General features: G+C 72.8%; 13 protein-coding genes. 3 read left to right on the forward strand and 10 right to left on the reverse strand.

What is annotated here, in order from left to right; translation table 11 throughout:
* Positions 1-59: 59 nt before the first annotated feature.
* From ACFYT9_RS11180 to ACFYT9_RS11200, 5 genes are read right to left on the reverse strand one after another with little or no spacing between them, the layout of a single operon-like run.
* Positions 60-1,127, reverse strand: coding sequence for a LacI family DNA-binding transcriptional regulator (locus ACFYT9_RS11180; protein ID WP_389162319.1), 1,068 nt, complete (start codon positions 1,125-1,127; stop codon positions 60-62).
* Positions 1,115-2,767, reverse strand: a complete 1,653-nt coding sequence (locus tag ACFYT9_RS11185) for a glycoside hydrolase family 13 protein (RefSeq protein WP_376605255.1) — start codon at positions 2,765-2,767, stop codon at positions 1,115-1,117. The genes ACFYT9_RS11180 and ACFYT9_RS11185 overlap by 13 nt, the downstream gene beginning before the upstream one ends.
* A 50-nt stretch (positions 2,768-2,817) precedes the next feature.
* Positions 2,818-3,690, reverse strand: a complete 873-nt coding sequence (locus ACFYT9_RS11190; RefSeq protein ID WP_387276961.1) for a sugar ABC transporter permease — start codon at positions 3,688-3,690, stop codon at positions 2,818-2,820.
* Positions 3,687-4,700 carry a carbohydrate ABC transporter permease gene (locus ACFYT9_RS11195; RefSeq protein ID WP_389162322.1) on the reverse strand — a complete coding sequence of 338 codons (1,014 nt, stop codon included), beginning with the start codon at positions 4,698-4,700 and terminating at the stop codon, positions 3,687-3,689. Before ACFYT9_RS11195 ends, ACFYT9_RS11190 begins: the two co-directional genes overlap by 4 nt.
* Positions 4,701-4,719: 19 nt before the next feature.
* Positions 4,720-5,997 (reverse strand): extracellular solute-binding protein, encoded by a 1,278-nt coding sequence (locus tag ACFYT9_RS11200; protein ID WP_389162324.1) that lies wholly within the window; start codon positions 5,995-5,997, stop codon positions 4,720-4,722.
* A 435-nt stretch (positions 5,998-6,432) separates the two neighbouring features.
* Between ACFYT9_RS11200 and ACFYT9_RS11205 the strand changes: the two genes are divergently transcribed.
* Complete coding sequence (locus ACFYT9_RS11205; protein WP_389162326.1) at positions 6,433-7,467, forward strand: LacI family DNA-binding transcriptional regulator; 1,035 nt, start codon at positions 6,433-6,435, stop codon at positions 7,465-7,467.
* Between the two features lie 97 nt (positions 7,468-7,564).
* On the forward strand, positions 7,565-8,476 hold the full coding sequence (locus ACFYT9_RS11210) for a phosphatase PAP2 family protein (protein WP_389162328.1): 912 nt from the start codon (positions 7,565-7,567) through the stop codon (positions 8,474-8,476).
* On the opposite strand, the gene ACFYT9_RS11215 is transcribed toward ACFYT9_RS11210, so the two are convergent.
* Both ACFYT9_RS11215 and ACFYT9_RS11220 read right to left on the reverse strand, forming a co-directional pair.
* A complete protein-coding gene (locus ACFYT9_RS11215; protein WP_389162330.1) occupies positions 8,460-10,022 on the reverse strand; it encodes an amidohydrolase in 1,563 nt (520 codons plus the stop codon). The two genes, ACFYT9_RS11210 and ACFYT9_RS11215, sit on opposite strands and share 17 nt — an antisense overlap.
* Entirely contained in the window at positions 9,935-11,470 is a 1,536-nt protein-coding gene (locus ACFYT9_RS11220; RefSeq protein WP_389162332.1) for an APC family permease, read from the reverse strand. The genes ACFYT9_RS11215 and ACFYT9_RS11220 overlap by 88 nt, the downstream gene beginning before the upstream one ends.
* Before the next feature lie 135 nt (positions 11,471-11,605).
* Between ACFYT9_RS11220 and ACFYT9_RS11225 the strand changes: the two genes are divergently transcribed.
* Complete coding sequence (locus tag ACFYT9_RS11225; protein ID WP_387276948.1) at positions 11,606-12,223, forward strand: TetR/AcrR family transcriptional regulator; 618 nt, start codon at positions 11,606-11,608, stop codon at positions 12,221-12,223.
* Between the two features lie 9 nt (positions 12,224-12,232).
* Here ACFYT9_RS11225 and ACFYT9_RS11230 read toward each other — a convergent pair whose 3' ends face one another.
* The 3 genes from ACFYT9_RS11230 to ACFYT9_RS11240 form a co-directional block, all read right to left on the reverse strand.
* A complete protein-coding gene (locus ACFYT9_RS11230; protein ID WP_389162334.1) occupies positions 12,233-13,429 on the reverse strand; it encodes an NAD(P)/FAD-dependent oxidoreductase in 1,197 nt (398 codons plus the stop codon).
* 126 nt (positions 13,430-13,555) lie between these two features.
* On the reverse strand, positions 13,556-14,497 hold the full coding sequence (gene sigJ, locus ACFYT9_RS11235) for an RNA polymerase sigma factor SigJ (protein ID WP_387276944.1): 942 nt from the start codon (positions 14,495-14,497) through the stop codon (positions 13,556-13,558).
* Positions 14,498-14,688: 191 nt separating this feature from the next.
* Positions 14,689-17,676, reverse strand: coding sequence for a bifunctional [glutamine synthetase] adenylyltransferase/[glutamine synthetase]-adenylyl-L-tyrosine phosphorylase (locus ACFYT9_RS11240; RefSeq protein WP_376603968.1), 2,988 nt, complete (start codon positions 17,674-17,676; stop codon positions 14,689-14,691).
* Between the last annotated feature and the right edge of the window lie 583 nt (positions 17,677-18,259).

Here is an 18,259-nt window from a genome sequence, read left to right on the forward strand (position 1 = left end):
GCGACCGTAGGGGTGTACAGGCGTGCGGTCAATACTTCCGGCACCGCGATCGCAAGGGATTACGCAAGGAGTTGCGGCGGCTGCGCGGTGGACCCGCGCACGACCAGCTCCGGCTGGAAGACGAACTCGGTGCGCTGCACCGGGCTGCCCTCGATCTCCTCCAGGAGCGCGCCGACGGCGGCCGTCGCCATGGCCTGCACGGGCTGGCGCACGGTGGTCAGCGGCGGGTCGGTGAAGGCGATCAGCGGGGAGTCGTCGAAGCCGACGACGGAGACGTCCCGGGGCACGTCGAGGCCGCGGGCGCGGGCCGCCCGGACGACGCCGAGCGCCATCAGGTCGGAGCCGCAGACGATGCCCGTGCACCCCTCGTCGAGCAGGATCTCGGCGGCGGCGTGCCCGCCCTCGACGCCGAACAGGGTGGGCCGCACGAAGCGTTCGGCCTCCGCCCGTCCCACGCCGAGCATCTCGTAGAGCTCGGCGGCGAAGCCCTCCGCCTTGCGGCGCGAGGGCACGTACCGGGTGGGGCCGATGGCCAGGCCGATCCGCTCGTGCCCGAGCTCGGCCAGGTGTCGTACGGCCATCCGGGCGGCGGCGCGGTCGTCCGGGGAGACGAAGGTGGCGTCGATCCCTTCGTGGTAGCCGTTGATGAGGACGTACGGCACCCCCCGCTCGGTCAGCCGGGCGTACCGCGCCGGGTCGGCGGAGGCGTCCGCGTGCAGCCCGGAGAGGAAGACGATGCCGGCCACCCCGCGCTCGACGAGCTGGTCGACCAGCTCGTCCTCGGTGGCGCCGCCGGGCATCTGGGTGCAGAGCACCGGCGTGTAGCCGTGCCCGGCGAGGACCTGCTCGACCACCTGCGCGAAGGCCGGGAAGATCGGGTTGGTCAGCTCGGGCACCACGAGCCCGACGAGGCCCGCGCTCCGGCGTTTCAGCCGGACCGGACGCTCGTAGCCGAGCACGTCGAGCGCCGCGAGCACCTTGTGCCGGGTCGCGCCGGCCACCCCCGCCTTGCCGTTGAGGACGCGGCTGACGGTGGCCTCGCTGACCCCGGACTGGGCCGCGATGTCCGCGAGCCGCGGGGCGCCGTTGCCGGTGCCCCGCGGCGGGGGGATCGTCACACCGCCCACCAGACGGTGGTGTCGGCCGGCACCTCGACGGCGTCGTCCACGATCCTGACGTCCTCGCTGGAGAGGAGATACCGGCCGGGCAGCGGGACGGAGATGGCCCGGCCGGTGGTGTTGGCGGTGCAGACGAAGCCGTCGCGGCGGAAGGAGAGCACACCCTCGGGTGCCTCCAGCCACTCCACGGCCTCGCCCGCACCGAGCTCGGGACGCTCGCGGCGCAGGGCGAGCGCGCTGCGGTACAGCTCCAGGGTGGAGCCGGGGTCACCGGTCTGGGCCTCGACGCTCAGCCCGCCCCAGGCGGCCGGCTGCGGCAGCCAGGAGCCGCCGTCGCCGAAGCCGTACGAGGAGCCCTCGGCGGTCCACGGGATCGGCACCCGGCAGCCGTCGCGGAAGCCGTCCTGGCCGCTGGCGCGGAAGAAGGACGGGTCCTGGCGCACCTCGTCGGGCAGGTCGGTGACGTCCGGCAGGCCCAGCTCCTCGCCCTGGTACACGTACGCCGAGCCGGGCAGCGCCAGCATCAGCAGCGTCGCGGCACGGGCCCGGCGCAGGCCGAGCGCGCGGTCGCCGGGGGTGCGGAGCTGGGTGCCGAGGCCCGCCGGGTTGGCGAAGCGGGTGGCGTGCCGGGTGACGTCGTGGTTGGAGAGCACCCAGGTGGTGGGGGCCCCGACCGGGCGCATCGCGGCGAGCGAGGCGTCGATGACGGTGCGCAGCTCCGTGGCGTCCCAGTGGGTGCCCAGGTACTGGAAGTTGAACGCCTGGTGCATCTCGTCGGGGCGCACGTAGTGGGCGGTGCGCTCGACGGTGGGGGTCCACGCCTCGGCGACGAGGACGCGCTGTCCGTCGTACTCGGCGAGGATCTGCCGCCAGGAGCGGTAGATCTCGTGCACGCCGTCCTGGTCGAAGAAGGGCATGACGTCGTTGCCGAGCAGCTTCAGCTGGTCGTGGGCGCCGATGTCGGGCAGGCCGGGGGCCTTGACCAGGCCGTGGGCGACGTCGACGCGGAAGCCGTCGACGCCCATGTCGAGCCAGAAGCGCAGGATCGAGCGGAACTCGTCGCGGACGGCCGGGTGGTCCCAGTCGAAGTCCGGCTGCTCGGGAGCGAAGAGGTGGAGGTACCACTCCCCGTCCTCGACCCGGGTCCAGGCGGGTCCGCCGAAGATGGACTCCCAGTCGTTGGGCGGCAGTTCGCCGTTCTCGCCCTTGCCGGGGCGGAAGTGGTAGCGGTCGCGCAGCGGGGAGCCGGGGCCCTCGCGCAGGGCGCGCTGGAACCACTCGTGCTGGTCCGAGGAGTGGTTCGGGACGAGGTCCACGATGATCCGCAGGCCGAGGGCGTGGGCCTCGCGGATCAGGGCGTCGGCGTCGAGCAGCGAGCCGAACATCGGGTCGATGGCCCGGTAGTCGGCAACGTCGTACCCGGCGTCGGCCTGCGGCGAGGCGTAGAAGGGGGAGAGCCAGACGGCGTCGACGCCGAGCTCCTTGAGGTACGGCAGCCGGCTGCGGATGCCCACCAGGTCGCCCATGCCGTCGCCGTTGCCGTCGGCGAAGCTGCGCGGGTAGACCTGGTAGATCACCGCGTCTCTCCACCAGCCCGTGTCGGTGCCGGTGGTCGGGGCGGCGGCGGGGGTGGCGAGGTGCTGGGTCATGTCTTCCCTGGGAGGTAAGGAGGGGCGTACGGGTTCGGCGCTCAGGGCCGTCAGCCCTTCACCGCGCCGGCGGACATGCCGGTGACGAGGTGGCGCTGGGCGAGGAGGAACACCAGGGCGGCGGGGATGGCGATGAGGACGGAGGCCGCCGTCATCGGACCCCACTGGGCCCCGTACTGGTTGACGAACTTCTGCAGACCGCCGGCGAGCGTGAGGTTCTCGTCGCCGACCATGAAGGCGGAGGCGTAGGCGACCTCGCCCCAGGCGGTGATGAAGGAGTAGAAGGCGGTCACCGCGATGCCCGGCTTGGCGAGCGGCAGGATGAGCCGCCAGAAGGTGCCGAAGGGCGTCAGCCCGTCGACGTACCCCGACTCGTCGATCTCGCGCGGGATGCCGTCGAAGAAGCCCTTCATCATCCAGGCGCAGAACGGGACGGCGATGGTCAGGTAGGTGATGACCAGGCCGGCCGCCTGGTTGAGCAGCCCCAGCGACGCCATGATGTTGTAGATCGGCACGATGAGGACGGCGACCGGGAACATCTGCGTGACGAGCAGGGTCCACATCAGGCCGCGCTTGCCGGCGAAGCGGAAGCGGCTGACCGCGTAGCCGGTGGTGGCGGAGATGAACACGCCGACGACGGTGGTGAGTCCGGCGACGAGGAGCGAGTTCCCGAACCAGGTGAGGAACGGGGTGTCCCTCAGCAGGTTCGTGTAGTTCTCGAACGTCGTCTCCTTGAAGAAGTCCGTGGTGCTCGCGTACTTCGCCGGCTTGAGCGAGGTCAGCAGGACCCACAGCACCGGGAAGACGGCGATCACGGAGGCGACGATCAGGGTGACGTGCAGCGCCACCGAGGCGAGCGGCGAGCGGCGGCCGCGGATCGGGGCGTTCAGCCGCTGCGCGGGGGTCGGGGTCGTGGTGGTCACCAGGCTTCTCCCTGCTTGCGGAGGACTCGCTGGTAGATCGCGGCGAAGATCATCAGGAGCACCAGGATGAGGACGCCCCACGTGGACGACTGGGCGAAGTCGCGCGGGCTGATCTCGAAGGAGAACTTGTACGCCTGGGTGACGAGGATCTGGGTGGCCTCGCCGGGTCCGCCCCGGGTGAGCAGGAAGATCACCGGGAACATGTTGAAGGTCCAGATGGTGGAGAGGAGGACCACCGTCGTGGAGACGGACCGGAGTCCGGGCATGGTGATGTTCCGGAAGCGCTGCCAGGCGTTGGCGCCGTCCATCTCGGCGGCCTCGTAGAGCTCGCCGGGGATGGACTGGAGGCCGCCGAGGAGGGCGACCATCATGAAGGGGACGCCGAGCCAGACGTTCACGGCGATGACGGAGAACTTGGCCCAGGTGGGGTCGTTCAGCCAGGGCACGCCGTCCATGCCGACGCCGGAGAGGATCTGGTTGAGCATGCCGCGGCGCTCGTCGTAGAGGAAGCGCCAGGCGAAGACCGAGACGAAGCCGGGGACCGCCCAGGGAAGGATGAGCATCATCCGGTAGGCGGAGCGGCCGGCGATCTTGCGGTTGAGGATGTTGGCGAGGGCCAGGCCGAGGGCGAAGGTGAGGGACACGCAGGCGACGGTCCACAGGATCGTCCAGCCGAGCGTGGCCCAGAACTGGCTGCCGTTGATGGCCGTGACGTAGTTGTCCAGGCCCACGAACTCGTAGGTGGCCGGGATCTCGTTGACGCCGATGCTGCGCGCGACGTTGCGCTCGGTGGCGTCGGTGAGCGACAGGTAGATGCCGCGGATCAGCGGGTAGCCGATGATCACGGCGATCACGATCACCACGGGGGCGACCATGGCCCACGCGTACCAGTGGGTGGCGAGGGAGCGCTTCGGCGCCCGCCGCTTCGGACCAGTCCCGCGGCTCCGGCCGCGGGCGACGTCGTCGCCCGCGGCCTTCGCCACCGACTGGCCGGTGGTGTCCACAGCCATCAGCCGGTCAGCCTTCCTTCTACTTCCAGTCCTTGAGGAGCTTGCGGTAGCCCTCGCCGACCGTCTTCGCTCCCTGCTCCGGGGTGGCCTGGCCGGTGAGGACCTTGGTGTACTCGGTGACGAGCGGCGCGAAGAGGCTGCCGCCCTCCGGGATCCAGGGGCGCTCGACGGCCTTCTCGACGGCCGGCTTGAAGAAGCCGACCTTCTCGTTGCCCGCGACCTCGGACTCCAGGTAGGCGGACTGACGGGTCGGGAGGAGGCTCAGCTCCTTGGTGACCTGGGCCTGGGCCTCGGTCGAGGTCATGTACTCGGCGAAGGCGTAGGAGGCGTCCAGGTTCTTGGAGCCGGCGTAGACGGCGAGGTTGTGGCCGCCCTGCGGGGCGCCCTGGCCGGCGGAGCCGGCCGGGACCGGGGCGATGCCCAGGTTCGCCTTGTCCGCGAACTCCTTGCCGGTGTACGTGTCGGCGAGCGCCCACGGGCCGTTGACCATCATCGCGACCTTGCCGTCCTTGAAGGCGGCCTGCATGTTGTCCCAGCCGTTGGTCGCGTCCGTGATCGCGGCCTTGGAGTCGACGAGGTCCTTGACCGTCTTGAACGCCTTGACGCCGGCGGCGTTGTCGATGGTGATCGTCTTGCTCGCGGCGTCGACCATGTCGCCGCCCTCGCCGTACAGGAAGGAGAGGAACCAGTAGGCGTCGTCGCCGCGGAGGTACAGGCCGGTCTTGCCGGTCTTCTCCTTGATCTTGGCGGCGGCGGCCTTCAGCTCGGTGATGTTCTTCGGCGCCTCGACACCGGCCTCCTTGAGGATCTTCTTGTTGTAGAAGAGGCCCATGGAGTCGATGACCTGCGGGACGGCGTAGGTCTTGTCCTTGTACTTGGTGGAGGCGGCGGCCTGCGCCAGGAAGTCGTCCTGGTTCTTCAGCGCCGGGGTGCCGTCCAGCGGGGCGAGGTAGCCGAGGTCGGCGAACTCGGGGGTCCAGGCGACCTCGGAGCGGATCACGTCGGGGGCGCCGGAGCCGGACTGCGCGGCGTTCTTGAACTTGTTCTGGGCCTCACCGAACGGCACGTTCACGTACTTGACGGTGACCTTCGGGTGCTTCTTGGTGAAGCCCTCGGCGAGCTTCTTGAAGACCTTGTCCTCGGAGCCGACCGTGGAGGTGTCCCACCACGTCACGGTGCCGGAGAGCTCGCCAGAGCCCTTCGAGGCGCCGTCGGTACCGCTGTCGCTCCCGCCGCACGCCGCCAGGGTGACGCCCAGGGCCGCGACCAGCGCGGTGGCCGCTATGCCACGCCGCATGTGAACTCCTTCAACATGATCCCGGGGTGACGAGGGGCTGGAACCTTCCTCATTGCGACCGCTCCCTCGCGGCGCTCCGGGTTGCCAGGAACGTAACAGGGATGAAAACGAGCCGAAAGAGCTTGCGTGAAATTTCTGCAAGGACCGGGGATCGTTACATCCGCGTGTCCCGAAGGTTGCCATCGGGCCGCTTGACAGCGGCCCGGAAGCACCCCTTCCGCCCTTTCGTCCGGATTCTCCGGCCCTGATCGGCTCGACGGGAGCCCTCACCGCCCCTCGGAACCACTGATTCCGCCGCAACCGCCACCCACGCCCCACCGCAAGACCTGCAAGACCTTGCGGCCGCCTTGCGGAGGGACCCCGGCCGGCCTTGCGGCGAGCGGACCCTCCCCCACTGGTGGGCAACACGCGCTGTGACCGGTACAGTCCACTCTCATGACCGCGCGGCTTGCCGACATCGCAGCCCAGGCGGGGGTCAGTGAAGCCACAGTCAGCCGCGTGCTCAACGGCAAGCCCGGTGTGGCCACCGCCACCCGCGAATCCGTCCTTGCCGCGCTCGACGTGCTCGGCTACGAGCGTCCGGTACGGCTGCGCCAGCGCAGCGCCGGCCTCGTGGGACTGATCACCCCCGAACTGGACAACCCCATCTTCCCGGCCCTCGCGCAGGTCATCGGGCAGGCCCTGACCCGCCAGGGCTACACCCCGGTGCTCGCCACGCAGACCCCCGGCGGGTCCACCGAGGACGAGCTCACCGACATGCTGGTGGAGCGCGGGGTGGCCGGCATCATCTTCGTCTCCGGGCTGCACGCCGACACCACGGCCGACACCTCCCGCTACGACCAGCTGCGCGGCAAGGGCGTCCCGTACGTCCTCATCAACGGCTTCTCCCCCAAGGTGCAGGCCCCCTTCGTCTCCCCCGACGACCGGGCCGCGATGCAGCTGGCGGTCACCCACCTCGCCGCCCTCGGCCACACCCGGATCGGGCTGGCCGTCGGACCGAAGCGCTTCGTGCCGGTGCTCCGCAAGATCGAGGGCTTCCAGAAGGGGATGCGGGACCGGCTCGGTCTCACCCCGGAGGAGTCCGAGGAGCTGATCCAGCACTCGCTCTACACCCTGGAGGGCGGCCAGGCGGCGACCGCGGCCCTCATCGCCAAGGGCTGCACCGCGGTGGTCTGCGCCTCCGACATGATGGCGCTCGGCGCGATCCGCGCGGTCCGGCAGCAGGGGCTCGACGTGCCCAGGGACGTCTCCGTCGTCGGTTTCGACGACTCCCCCCTCATAGCCTTCACCGATCCGCCGCTCACCACCATCCGGCAGCCCGTGCAGGCCATGGGCCAGGCGGCGGTCCGCGCCCTCCTGGAGGAGGTCGGCGGCACCCCGGCCCCGCACTCGGAGTTCGTCTTCATGCCGGAGCTGGTGGTCCGCGGCTCCACCGCCTCGGCGCCGTCCCCGGCCCCGGCCGCCCCGTAGTACCCGGGTACCTCGTCCTTGAGACGGAGAGGGTGCGCCGCACACCCGACCGGGGGATGATCGGTCGGGGGGCGTGGATCTGGCAAACTCTCTCCCTATGGGTGAAACGACCGTGAAGAGTTTGGACGACCGGACGACCCCGTCGTCACCCATCGTGGCCGACGGCCGGTGGGCGTGGCTGCGTGCGCGCAGCCCGCGGCGTCCCCGCATCTGGTTCGAACTGCTGCTGATCGCGGTCAGTTACTGGGTGTACTCGCTGATCCGCAACGCGGTGCCGGAGCAGAAGGCCGAGGCGCTGAAGAACGCGGACTGGATCTGGCGGACCGAGGAGTCCCTCGGCCTCGCCTTCGAGCACGCCGTCAACCACGCCGTGAACTCGGTGACATGGCTCATCGTCTCGATGAACTACTACTACGCGACGCTGCACTTCATCGTCACCATCGGTGTGCTCGTGTGGCTCTACCGATGGCAGCCGGGCCGTTACGCCGCGTTCCGGACCGTCCTCTTCGCCACCACCGCCATGGCCCTGGTCGGCTACTACCTGTATCCGCTCGCGCCGCCGCGGCTGATGGAGAGCAAGGACTTCATCGACACGGTCCTGGTGCACCACACCTGGGGCTCGATGGCCTCGGGCGACCTCAAGCACATGTCGAACCAGTACGCGGCCATGCCGTCGATGCACATCGGCTGGTCGACGTGGTGCGGCCTGACGATCTTCTTCCTGACGAAGGCGCCCTGGGCCCGCATCCTCGGCCTGCTCTACCCGGCGCTGACCCTGGTCGTGATCGTCGCGACCGCCAACCACTTCTGGCTGGACGCGGTCGGTGGCTGGATCTGCCTCGGCTTCGGCTTCCTCGTCGCCTACTTCTGGTACGGCACCTGGCCGCACCGCCTGTCGAAGCAGGTGGAGCCGATGACCGCCGTCGCGCCGGCGGCGTCCGCCCCCGCGCGGGGGACGGACGCGTCCGAGGCCGCGGAGCGCGAGGAGCCCGTCAGCTCCGGAAGGTGATCCGACCGCCGCTGAGCGTGAGCAGGACCGGGGCCTCCGCCGTTTCGTCGGCGGGGGCCTCCGTCGGATCCAGGGCGAGCGCGGTCAGATCGGCGCGCAGGCCCGGGGCGATCCGCCCGGTCAGCTCCTCCTCCCCCGCCGCGTGGGCCGCGTGGGTCGTCATGCCCTCCAGGGCCATCAGGCCGGTGAGGCCGCGGCGGGCCGAGGCGGCGCCGAGCGGGGCGCGGGCGGTGGCGAGGACCTGCCGGGCGTCGTGGTGGGCGATGGGCCAGTCCGAACCGAGCGCCAGGTGGGCACCGGCCTCGCGCAGGTCGCGGCAGCGCCAGGCCCGCGCGGCGCGCTCCTCGCCGAGCCGCCGGGACCACTGGTCGGTGTGGTCGGCGCGGGTGTAGGCGGTGTGCGGGGGCTGCATCGAGGCGACGACGCCGAGGGCGGCGAAGCGGCCGAGCTGGTCGTCGGGGACGGTCTCGATGTGCTCGACGCGGTGGCGGGGGCCGCCGGGGCCGAAGGTCTCGACGGTGTCCAGGACGTGCCGGACGGCGGCGTCGCCGATGGCGTGGGTGGCGGTGCCGACGCCGGCCCGGTGGAGCCGGCGCACGGCGGCCGAGTACGCCTCGGGGTCGGGCCAGAAGGCGTCGGTGCCCTGGCCGTGGCAGTCGGCGTGCTCCAGCCAGGCGGTGCCGCCCTCGACCGTGCCGTCCATGAAGAACTTCACGCCGCCGACGCGCCAGTTCCGGCCGGCCCGCTCCTGGAGCCGTACCAGGGCGTCCAGCTCCTCCTCGCCGGCGCCGGGCATGCACCAGGGCGCGAGCCGGAGCCGTACCGGCAGGTCGCCGTCCTCCTCGATCGCGGTGAGCAGACCGGGGACGTCGTGGCCGCCGAGGTCCATGACGTGGGCGGTGGTGAGGCCGGTGGCGGCCATGCCGGAAAGCAGCGCGACGAGCCGGTCGCGGCGCTCGGCGTAGGGGGTGACGGGCAGGACCGGGGTCATCAGGTCCATGGCGGCGTGCTCGTTCAGGTGCCCGGTGGGGCCTGAAGCGTCGCAGACGATCTCGGAGCGCTGGTCGAAGGCGCGGGGTCCGTCGATGCCGGCGGCCTTGAGGGCGGCGGCGCTCGCGAGGGCGGAGTGTCCGTCGTAGAGGCGGAGGAAGGCGGGGGCGCCGCCGAGGGCGTCCTCGACGAGGTCGCGGTGGATCGGGCGGCCGCCGAAGACGTTGTGGTCGAGGCCGAAGCCGAGGATCCAGCCGTCGCGGCGCTCGGCGTTCCGCAGCGCGGCGCGCAGTCCGTCGAGGTCGGTGACGGCGGAGAGGTCGGTGCCGGTGAACATCTCCAGGCCCCAGACGGGGTGGCTGTGGGAGTCGGTGAGGCCGGGGACGAGGGTGGCGCCGGCCAGGTCGACGGTCTCGGTGCCGGGTCCGGTCCAGTCGCGGGCGTCGGCGGTGGAGCCGACGGCGGCGATCAGTCCGTCACGGACGGCGACAGCGGTGTGGCCGGTGAGCTCGGGGTCGCGGACGCGGGCGTTGACGAGGACGAGGTCGGCGGACATGCGGGGGTCTCTCCCTGGGGGGTCGGTTCGGCGGCGAAGCGGGCGTAGACCTCGGGGCGGGTGCGGCGCAGCCGGCGCGCGAGCAGCAGGCCGAGGACGAAGACGGCGGGGACGAGGGCGACGAGCACGGTGTTGACCGTGCCCGAGGCCGCCGTGAAGAGCTCGATGTTGGCGGTGACCAGGACGATCGCGCCGGCCAGCAGGACGAAGGCGGTGACGGGGGCGACCACCGTGCGCCAGACGCCCTCGCGGTGCGGGATCTTCCGGAAGAAGCAGGGCACGGCGAGCGCGGCGAGCAGCTGGAGGAGCATCAGGCCGAGCATGCCGGGGGTGTTCACCCAGAGCAGGAGCTGCTGGTACGGGTCGGCGCCGGCGAGCGCGAAGGCGAGGACGACGACCGCGCCGAGCAGGGTCTGCGCGGCCCCGGCGAGGTACGGGGAGCGGTGGCGGGGGTGGATCCGGCCGAGGGCCTTCGGGAGGACGCCCTCCTCGGCGAGGGCGAGGGTGTAGCGGTTGATGGCGTTGTGGAAGGCGAGGAGGGAGGCGAGGACGCTGGTGACGATGAGGACGTGCATCAGGTCGGCGGCCCAGGCTCCGACGTAGGTGGTGATGGCGGCGAAGAAGAGGCCGCCGGGGTCGTCGGCGGCGGCTTGGACGACCTTGTCCTCGCCGAAGGCCTGGATGACGGTCCAGACGACGAAGGCGTAGAAGAGGCCGAGGAAGGCGACGGCGAGGTAGGTGGCGCGGGGGACTGTGCGGTCCGGGTCGCGGGCCTCGCGGCGGTAGATGACGGTGGACTCGAAGCCGGTGAAGGCGGCGAAGGCGCAGGCCAGGACGGCGGCGGTGCCGCCGGTGAGGACGTGGGCGGGGGCGAGTCCGGCGACCGAGAGGCCGTCGGCGCCGCCGTCGAGGAGGACGCCGGCGGCGAGCAGGACGAGGATGCCGGTCTCGGCGACGAGGAGGACGCCGAGGACCTTGGCGCCGAAGTCGATGGAGCGGTAGCCGCCGTACCAGATGAGCAGGAGGCCGGCGAGGGAGACCGGGAGCCAGGGGACGTCGAGGCCGAAGGCGGCGGCGGTGTCGGACGTGGCGGAGCCGAGGAGGCCGTAGACGCCGATCTCCATGCCGTTGTAGCCGAGCATGGCGACGAGGGCGGCGGCGAGGCCGAGGGGGACGCCGAGGCCGCGGGTGATGTACGCGTAGAAGGCGCCGCCGGAGCGGACGTGCCGGCTCATGGTGGTGAAGCCGACGGCGAAGACGGTGAGCGTGAGACCGGCCAGGAGGTAGCCGACGGGGGCGCCGATGCCGCCGAGCAGGATGGCGACGGGGGCGACGCCGGCCATGACGGTGAGCGGGGCGGCGGCGGAGACGACGAAGAAGGTGATGTCGCTGGTGGAGAGGGTGCCGGTGCGGAGTCCTGGCGGCTGGTCGGGGGTGGTTCCGGGCATGCGCGGGGAAGCCCTTCCGTGGCAGGGGGTTCCGTGGGGAAACGGAAACCTAAAGGCTTTCGGTTCGCGCAATGTAACCTCGGCTTCGTCCGCGGGGGAAGACCCGACGGGAAGCCGAACAGGAAGTGACCTCGCATGGGCCGGCCGCGCAGACCCCTCCTCGACCGGGAGCGGATCACCACCACGGCGCTCGCGGTCGTCGACGAGCTGGGCGATCTCAGCGTGCCGCAGATCGCGAAGCGGCTCGGGGTGCAGACCGCGTCCGTCTACCACCACGTGGACGGGCGGGACGGGATCATCGAGCTGATGCGCGAGCGGGTGGCCTCGGCCATCGACACGGAGGGGCTCGTCCGGGGCCCCTGGGAGTCCGGTATGGCCGCCTGGGCCCGCTCCTACCGGGCCGCGTTCGCCGCGCACCCCCGGGCGATCCCCCTGCTGATGACCTCACCGGTGCGGGCCCCGAAGGTGCTCGGCCAGTACGAGCGGGCGGTGACCCTGCTGCTCGACGCGGGGTTCGCGCTGCCGGACGTCATGCCGGTCATCATCGGGCTGGAGAACCTGGTACTGGGTTCGGCGCTGGACCTCGCCGCGCCGGAGGCGATGTGGGAGGTGGCCGACGAGACGGTCACCCCGCGCCTGGCCGCGGCCCTCGGCGCGGCCCCCGAGGGCCGCGCCGACCACGCCTTCGAGCTGGCGCTCGCCGCCTATCTGGCGCACGTCCGGGGGCTGCTGACCCCCTCGGACCTGCCGTAGGACCTGCCGTCAGGCGGTCGCCTCCGCCGGGACGGCGTCGTGGAGGTCCTGCCGGGCGACCCGCCGGCGGCGGGAGGGCAGGCCCATGGTCGGATTCGCGACGCCCCAGACGGCGCTCTTGCAGATGAGCTCCTTGTAGAGGGCGGCGGTACGGCCGGTCAGGGCCTTCTCCTTGGCCTTGTCGCCGGCGGTGACGAACTGGACCAGGCCCTCCTTGCGGCCCAGCGACACGCACTGCTGGAAGTAGCGGATCGGGACCCTGGGCACCTTGACGCCGGCCAGCCGGGCGGCGAGGGCGTCGGCGGCCTGCCAGGCCATGGGGACGCCGGAGGCGCAGGACATGCGCAGCGGCGCGCCCTCGGGGCCGGCGGCCATGGCCGCGTCGCCGACGGCGTAGACGTCGGGGTGGGAGACCGAGCGCATGGTGGCGTCGACCGCGATCCGGCCGTCGGGGGCGAGCTCCAGGCCGGTGGCCGCCGCCTCGGTGTGGACGGCGAAGCCGGTGGTCCAGACGGTGACGTCGGCCGGGACGGCGGTGCCGTCGGCGGTGGTGACCCGGTCCGCGGCGACGGCGGCGACCGTCCGGTGCTCGTGGACGGTGATGCCGAGCCCGGCGACGACCTTCCGCAGGTGGCCGCGCCCCTTCTCCGAGAGCCAGTCGCCGAGGGCGCCGCGGACGACCAGGGCCACGTCGAGGTCGGGGCGGCTCTCGGCGATCTCGGTCGCGGCCTCCAGGCCGGTCAGTCCGCCGCCGACCACCACCACGGTCCGGCCGGCCTCCAGGGACGCGAGCCGGGCGCGGAGCCGGAGGGCGCCGGGGCGGCTCGCGAGTTCGTGGGCGTGGTCGGCGACGCCGGGGACGCCCCCGTCGTTCCAGCCGCTGCCGAGGGCGTAGACCAGGGAGTCGTACGCCAGCTCCTCGCGTCCGGCGGCGCCGTCCACGGTGACGGCCTTGCGGTCGACGTCGACGCCGGCGACCCGGGCGAGCTTCAGCTCGACGCCGGTGCCCGCGAACATCTCGTCGAAGGGGCGGGGGGTGAGGTCCTGGCCGGCCGCGAGCTGGTGCAGGCGGACGCGCTCGACGAAGTCGGGCTCGGCGTTCACCAGGCGGATGCTCACGTCCTCGCCCCGCAGGCGGCGGGCGAGGCGGCCGGCGGCGACGGCTCCGGTGTAGCCGGCTCCGAGGACGACGATGCGGTGCTGCATGACCGAACTCCTGTCTGCGCGGGGTCCGCGCCGTTTCTCCGGCGTGGTCTCGCCCCTTGAACCGGGCGGCCCGGCATTCCCTGACAGGATTCGGATGTGACCTGCATCACATGCTTCGGTGGGGGGTCAGAAGGCGAACAGCGGGGCCTCGTGCTCCTCCGCGGCCCAGCGCTCGGTGGCCCGGTCCAGCTTGTCGGGGTTGACCTGGCTGCGGACGGCGAGGATGCCGTCCGGGGTGACCTCCAGGCAGGTGATCCCGACGACCCGGCCGTCCACCACGGCGACGAGCGCGGGACCGCCGTTCGCGGTGGAGGCGTAGAAGGCGGGCGAGCCGCCGACCAGCGCCCGCTTGGCGTCGCTCGGCTTGAAGAGGCCGCGCAGGAAGGTCGCGACCGCGACCGCCCCCTCGAAGGCCCGGGCGCGGGCCGGGACCTTGCCTCCGCCGTCGCCGATGGCGGCCGCGTCCTGGGTGAGCAGCTCGATGAGCGGTTCGGTACGGCCGCTGGTCGCGGCGGCCAGGAACTCCTCGACGATCCTGCGGGCGGCGGCCTCGTCGATCTCGGTGCGGGCCCTGCCCTCCGCGACGTGCTTCTTGGCACGGTGGAGGATCTGCTGGCTGGAGGCGGTGCTGATGTCGAGGATCTCGGCGATCTCCCGGTGCGCGTACCCGAACGCCTCCCGCAGCACGTAGACCGCGCGCTCGGCCGGCGTCAGGCGCTCCAGGAGGACGAGGACGGCGTACGAGACGGACTCGCGCTGCTCGGCGGTGTCGGCGGGGCCGAGCATCGGGTCGCCGGCGAGCAGCGGCTCCGGGAGCCACTGGCCCACGTAGGTCTCGCGCCGGGCGCGGGCCGAGGTGAGCTGGTTGAGGCAGTAGTTGGTGAGCACCTTGGTGAGCCATGCCTCGGGCACCTCGATGCGCCCGATGTCGGCGGCCTGCCACCTCAGGAAGGTCTCCTGCACGGCGTCCTCGGCCTCGGCCGAGGAACCGAGCATCCGGTAGGCGATGGCCTCGAGCCGGGGCCGGGCCGCCTCGAACCGGTGCACGTCGCTCATGATCAGGGCCATGCGGCGATCGTATCCGGCCGCGCCCGCCGGCGTCGGCCGGATCGGGCCACCGGCCGGACGGGGGCCGGGCGTTCGGCTCGGGCGGGCGGGGCGGTCGTCGGTGTCGGTGTCGGTGTCGGCCGGGTCGGGCCACCCGCCCGGCGGGGGACGGGCCTTCGGCTCGGGCGGGCGGGCGGGGCGGGAGCCGTGGGTCAGCTCCCGTAGAAGAGTTCGTCGACGACCGCGCGGGCGCGGCGGGTGATCCGGCGGTAGTCGTCGACCATCTCGCCGACGTGGCCGGGGCCGTAGCCCAGGTAGCGGCCCACGGCGGCCAGTTCGCGGGGGTCGGAGGGGAAGGTGTCGCCGGGGCGGCCGCGCACCAGCATGACCGCGTTGCGGACCCGGGTGGCGAGGACCCACGCCTCGTCCAGGGTCTGTGCCTCCTCGGTCGGGATCAGGCCGGCGGCGTGCGCGGCGGAGAGCGCGGTGCGGGTGCGGGTGGTGCGCAGCCCGGGTTCGGCCCAGCCGTGCCGCATCTGGAGCAGCTGGACGGTCCACTCGACGTCGCTGAGGCCGCCGCGGCCCAGCTTGGCGTGGAGGGTGGGGTCGGCGCCGCGCGGCAGCCGCTCGGACTCCATGCGGGCCTTGAGGCGGCGGATCTCGCGGGCCGCGTCCTCGCCGAGGCCCTCGGCGGGATAGCGCAGCGGGTCGACCAGCTCGATGAACCGCTGCCCGAGGTCGGCGTCGCCCGCCATGGGGGCGGCGCGGAGCAGCGCCTGGGACTCCCAGACGAGCGACCAGCGGCGGTAGTACGCCTCGTAGGAGGCGAGGGTGCGGACGAGCGGCCCGTTGCGGCCCTCCGGACGCAGATCCGCGTCGATCAGCAACGGCGGGTCGGTGGTGGGCAGCTGGAGGAGCCTGCGCATCTCGGTGACGACCCGGTTGGCGGCCTTCGCGGCCTCCTGCTCGTCGACGCCGGGGCGCGGCTCGTGAACGAAGAGGACGTCGGCGTCGGAGCCGTAGCCGAGTTCGTGGCCGCCGAAGCGGCCCATGCCGATGACCGCGAAACGGGTGGGGAGTTCCTCGCCCCACTCGGCGCGGACGGCGGCCCGCAGGGCGCCCGCGAGGGTGGCCGCGTTGAGGTCGGTGACCGCCTCGCCGACCCGGTCGACCAGAGCGCCGGGGTCGGAGGTGCGGGGGCTGTCCTCGGTGCCGTACGAGTCGATGAGGTCGGCGGCGGCGGTACGGAACAGCTCGCGGCGGCGCACCCCGCGGGCGGCGGCGACGGCCTGCTCGGCGTCGTCCGCGCGGCCCACCGCGGCGAGGACCTCCTGCTCCAGGTGGTCCCGGCCGCGCGGCCTCAGCCCCTCGGGGTCGCCCAGTATGGCGACCGCCTCGGGGGCGCGCAGCAGCAGGTCGGGGGCGAGCCGGCCGGCCGAGAGGACCCGGGCGAGGTTCTCGGCGGCGGCGCCCTCGTCGCGGAGCAGCCGCAGGTACCAGGGGGTCTTGCCGAGGGCGTCGGAGACGCGGCGGAAGCCGAGGAGGCCGGAGTCCGGGTCGGCGGAGTCGGCGAACCAGCCGAGCAGCACCGGCAGCAGGTGGCGCTGGATGGCGGCCTTGCGGCTGACCCCGGAGGCCAGTGCCTCCAGGTGGCGCAGGGCGGCGGCGGGGTCGGCGTACCCGAGGGCTTCGAGGCGCTGTCCGGCCGCCTTGGGACTGAGCCGGATCTCGCCGGGCGCGAGCTGGGCGAAGGCGTCGAGCAGCGGCCGGTAGAAGATCTTCTCGTGGAGGCGGCGGACGACGGAGGCGTGCCGCTTCCACTCCTTGTTCAGCGCGGCGACCGGGTCGGTGCGCAGGCCGAGCGAGCGGCCGAGGCGGCGCAGGTCGTCCTCGCCCTCGGGGACGAGGTGGGTGCGGCGCAGCCGGTACAGCTGGATGCGGTGCTCCATCGCGCGCAGGAAGCGGTACGCCTCGTCGAGCTGGGCCGCGTCGGCGCGGCCGACGTAGCCGCCGCCGGCGAGGGCGGCGAGCGCGTCCAGGGTGGAGCCGCTGTGCAGGGTGGCGTCGCTGCGGCCGTGCACCAGCTGGAGGAGCTGGACGGCGAACTCGACGTCCCTGAGGCCGCCGGGGCCGAGCTTCAGCTCCCGGTCGACCTGGGCGACCGGGATGTTGTCGACGACCCGGCGGCGCATGGCCTGCACGTCGGTGACGAAGTTCTCGCGCTCGGCGGCCTGCCAGACCAGCGGGGAGACGGCGTCCACGTAGGCGCTGCCCAGCTCGGGGTCGCCGGCCACCGGCCGTGCCTTGAGGAGAGCCTGGAACTCCCAGGTCTTCGCCCAGCGCTGGTAGTAGGCGAGGTGGGAGGAGAGGGTGCGGACGAGCGGGCCGTTGCGGCCCTCGGGGCGGAGGTTGGCGTCGACCGGCCAGATGGTGCCCTCGACGGTGGTCTCGGAGCAGATCCGCATGAGGTGGGAGGCGAGCCGGGTGGCGGCCTGGATCGCCTTGGCCTCGTCGGCTCCCTCGACGGGCTCGCCGACGAAGATCACGTCGACGTCGGAGACGTAGTTCAGCTCGTGGCCGCCGCACTTGCCCATGGCGATCACGGCGAGCCGGCACTGGGCCGCGTCGGCGGGTTCGGCCGCGCGGGCGATGGCGAGCGCGGCCCGCAGCGTGGCGGTGGCCAGGTCGGCCAGCTCGGCGGCGGTCTGGGCGACGTCGGTGGTGCCGCACACGTCCCTGGCCGCTATCCCGAGGAGGCAGCGGCGGTAGGCGACCCGCAGGGACACCGGGTCGGTCGCCTCGGCGAGCCCCCGCTCGAACTCGGTGATCCCCGGGTGGAGATCGACCGCCTCGTAGGTGACCAGGGTCGCCCAGTCCTCCGGGTGCCGGGCCAGGTGGTCGGCGAGCGCCTCGGAGGCGCCGAGGACGCCGAGCAGCCGGTCCCGGAAGGGCTTGGCCGAGAGCAGCGTGGTGGTGAGCGTCTGCCGCTCGGTGTCGGACTGCGCCTCGACCAGCCGGACCAGGCCGCGCAGGGCCAGGTCGGGGTCGGCGGTGGCGCCGAGCGCGTCGAGCAGGACAGGGTCCCCGCGCAGGGCGGCGAACTCGGGCAGGTCGAGCAGCCGCTCGGCGGCGGACGGATCGGTGAACCCGTGCCGCAGCAGCCGTGAGAACGTACTGCTCCTGCGCCCCGGCACCGTCATCTCCGCCGCTCCCTCCAGCCCCGCACGCCCGACGGATCGAGCCTATCCGCAGCGAGCGGACCGGGCCCCCGCGACGGGCGCGGAACGCCGCCGCGGGCGGGGCGGAAGCCGTTGGAGGACGGGGTACGGAGGTGCGCGCACGGGAGGGCCGGACACGCCGCCGGGGACGGGCGCACGGGGCGGGGAACGCGAGCCGCGCGGGCGGGCGCGCCGGGGAGCCGGACACGCAGCCGGGACGGGCGCACGAGGCGGGAAAGTGACCCGCGCGGGCGGGCGCGCCGGGTGGTCGGGCGGGCGGCCGGGGGCGGGCGTACGGGCGGGGCTAAGCGCGGTCGTACGGGCGGGCGTACGGGCGGCGGCGGGGCTCCGGCGGGGTGGCCGGAAACCGTTCTCACCTGCCCGGATCCGGTGAGGATCACACGTGACGTCGGGCACAACGGGCCGTTTTCGGAACCCTTCGCTCGCTTTGGCCCTGTACCCATGTGAGTCGTTCGTCCCGTCGCCGTCGCCAGTCGCGAACCGCCGTCGCTCCCCGACGCGCCCCCGTCGCCCAGGTAGAGAAAGCCCTCCCCCGCCATGCCCG

This window comes from Streptomyces sp. NPDC004435, assembly GCF_042873895.1.
In the GTDB taxonomy this organism is placed as follows: Bacteria; Actinomycetota; Actinomycetes; order Streptomycetales; family Streptomycetaceae; genus Streptomyces.

Bases quoted from the DNA above. Each gene is read 5' to 3' on its own strand.
- ACFYT9_RS11185 (WP_376605255.1), bottom strand. From the start codon at position 2,767: ATGACCCAGCACCTCGCCACCCCCGCCGCCGCCCCGACCACCGGCACC.
- ACFYT9_RS11195 (WP_389162322.1), bottom strand. From the start codon at position 4,700: ATGGCTGTGGACACCACCGGCCAGTCGGTGGCGAAGGCCGCGGGCGAC.
- ACFYT9_RS11200 (WP_389162324.1), bottom strand. From the start codon at position 5,997: ATGCGGCGTGGCATAGCGGCCACCGCGCTGGTCGCGGCCCTGGGCGTC.
- ACFYT9_RS11205 (WP_389162326.1), top strand. From the start codon at position 6,433: ATGACCGCGCGGCTTGCCGACATCGCAGCCCAGGCGGGGGTCAGTGAA.
- ACFYT9_RS11210 (WP_389162328.1), top strand. From the start codon at position 7,565: ATGGGTGAAACGACCGTGAAGAGTTTGGACGACCGGACGACCCCGTCG.
- ACFYT9_RS11215 (WP_389162330.1), bottom strand. From the start codon at position 10,022: ATGTCCGCCGACCTCGTCCTCGTCAACGCCCGCGTCCGCGACCCCGAG.
- ACFYT9_RS11220 (WP_389162332.1), bottom strand. From the start codon at position 11,470: ATGCCCGGAACCACCCCCGACCAGCCGCCAGGACTCCGCACCGGCACC.
- ACFYT9_RS11225 (WP_387276948.1), top strand. From the start codon at position 11,606: ATGGGCCGGCCGCGCAGACCCCTCCTCGACCGGGAGCGGATCACCACC.
- ACFYT9_RS11230 (WP_389162334.1), bottom strand. From the start codon at position 13,429: ATGCAGCACCGCATCGTCGTCCTCGGAGCCGGCTACACCGGAGCCGTC.
- sigJ (WP_387276944.1), bottom strand. From the start codon at position 14,497: ATGGCCCTGATCATGAGCGACGTGCACCGGTTCGAGGCGGCCCGGCCC.
- ACFYT9_RS11240 (WP_376603968.1), bottom strand. From the start codon at position 17,676: ATGACGGTGCCGGGGCGCAGGAGCAGTACGTTCTCACGGCTGCTGCGG.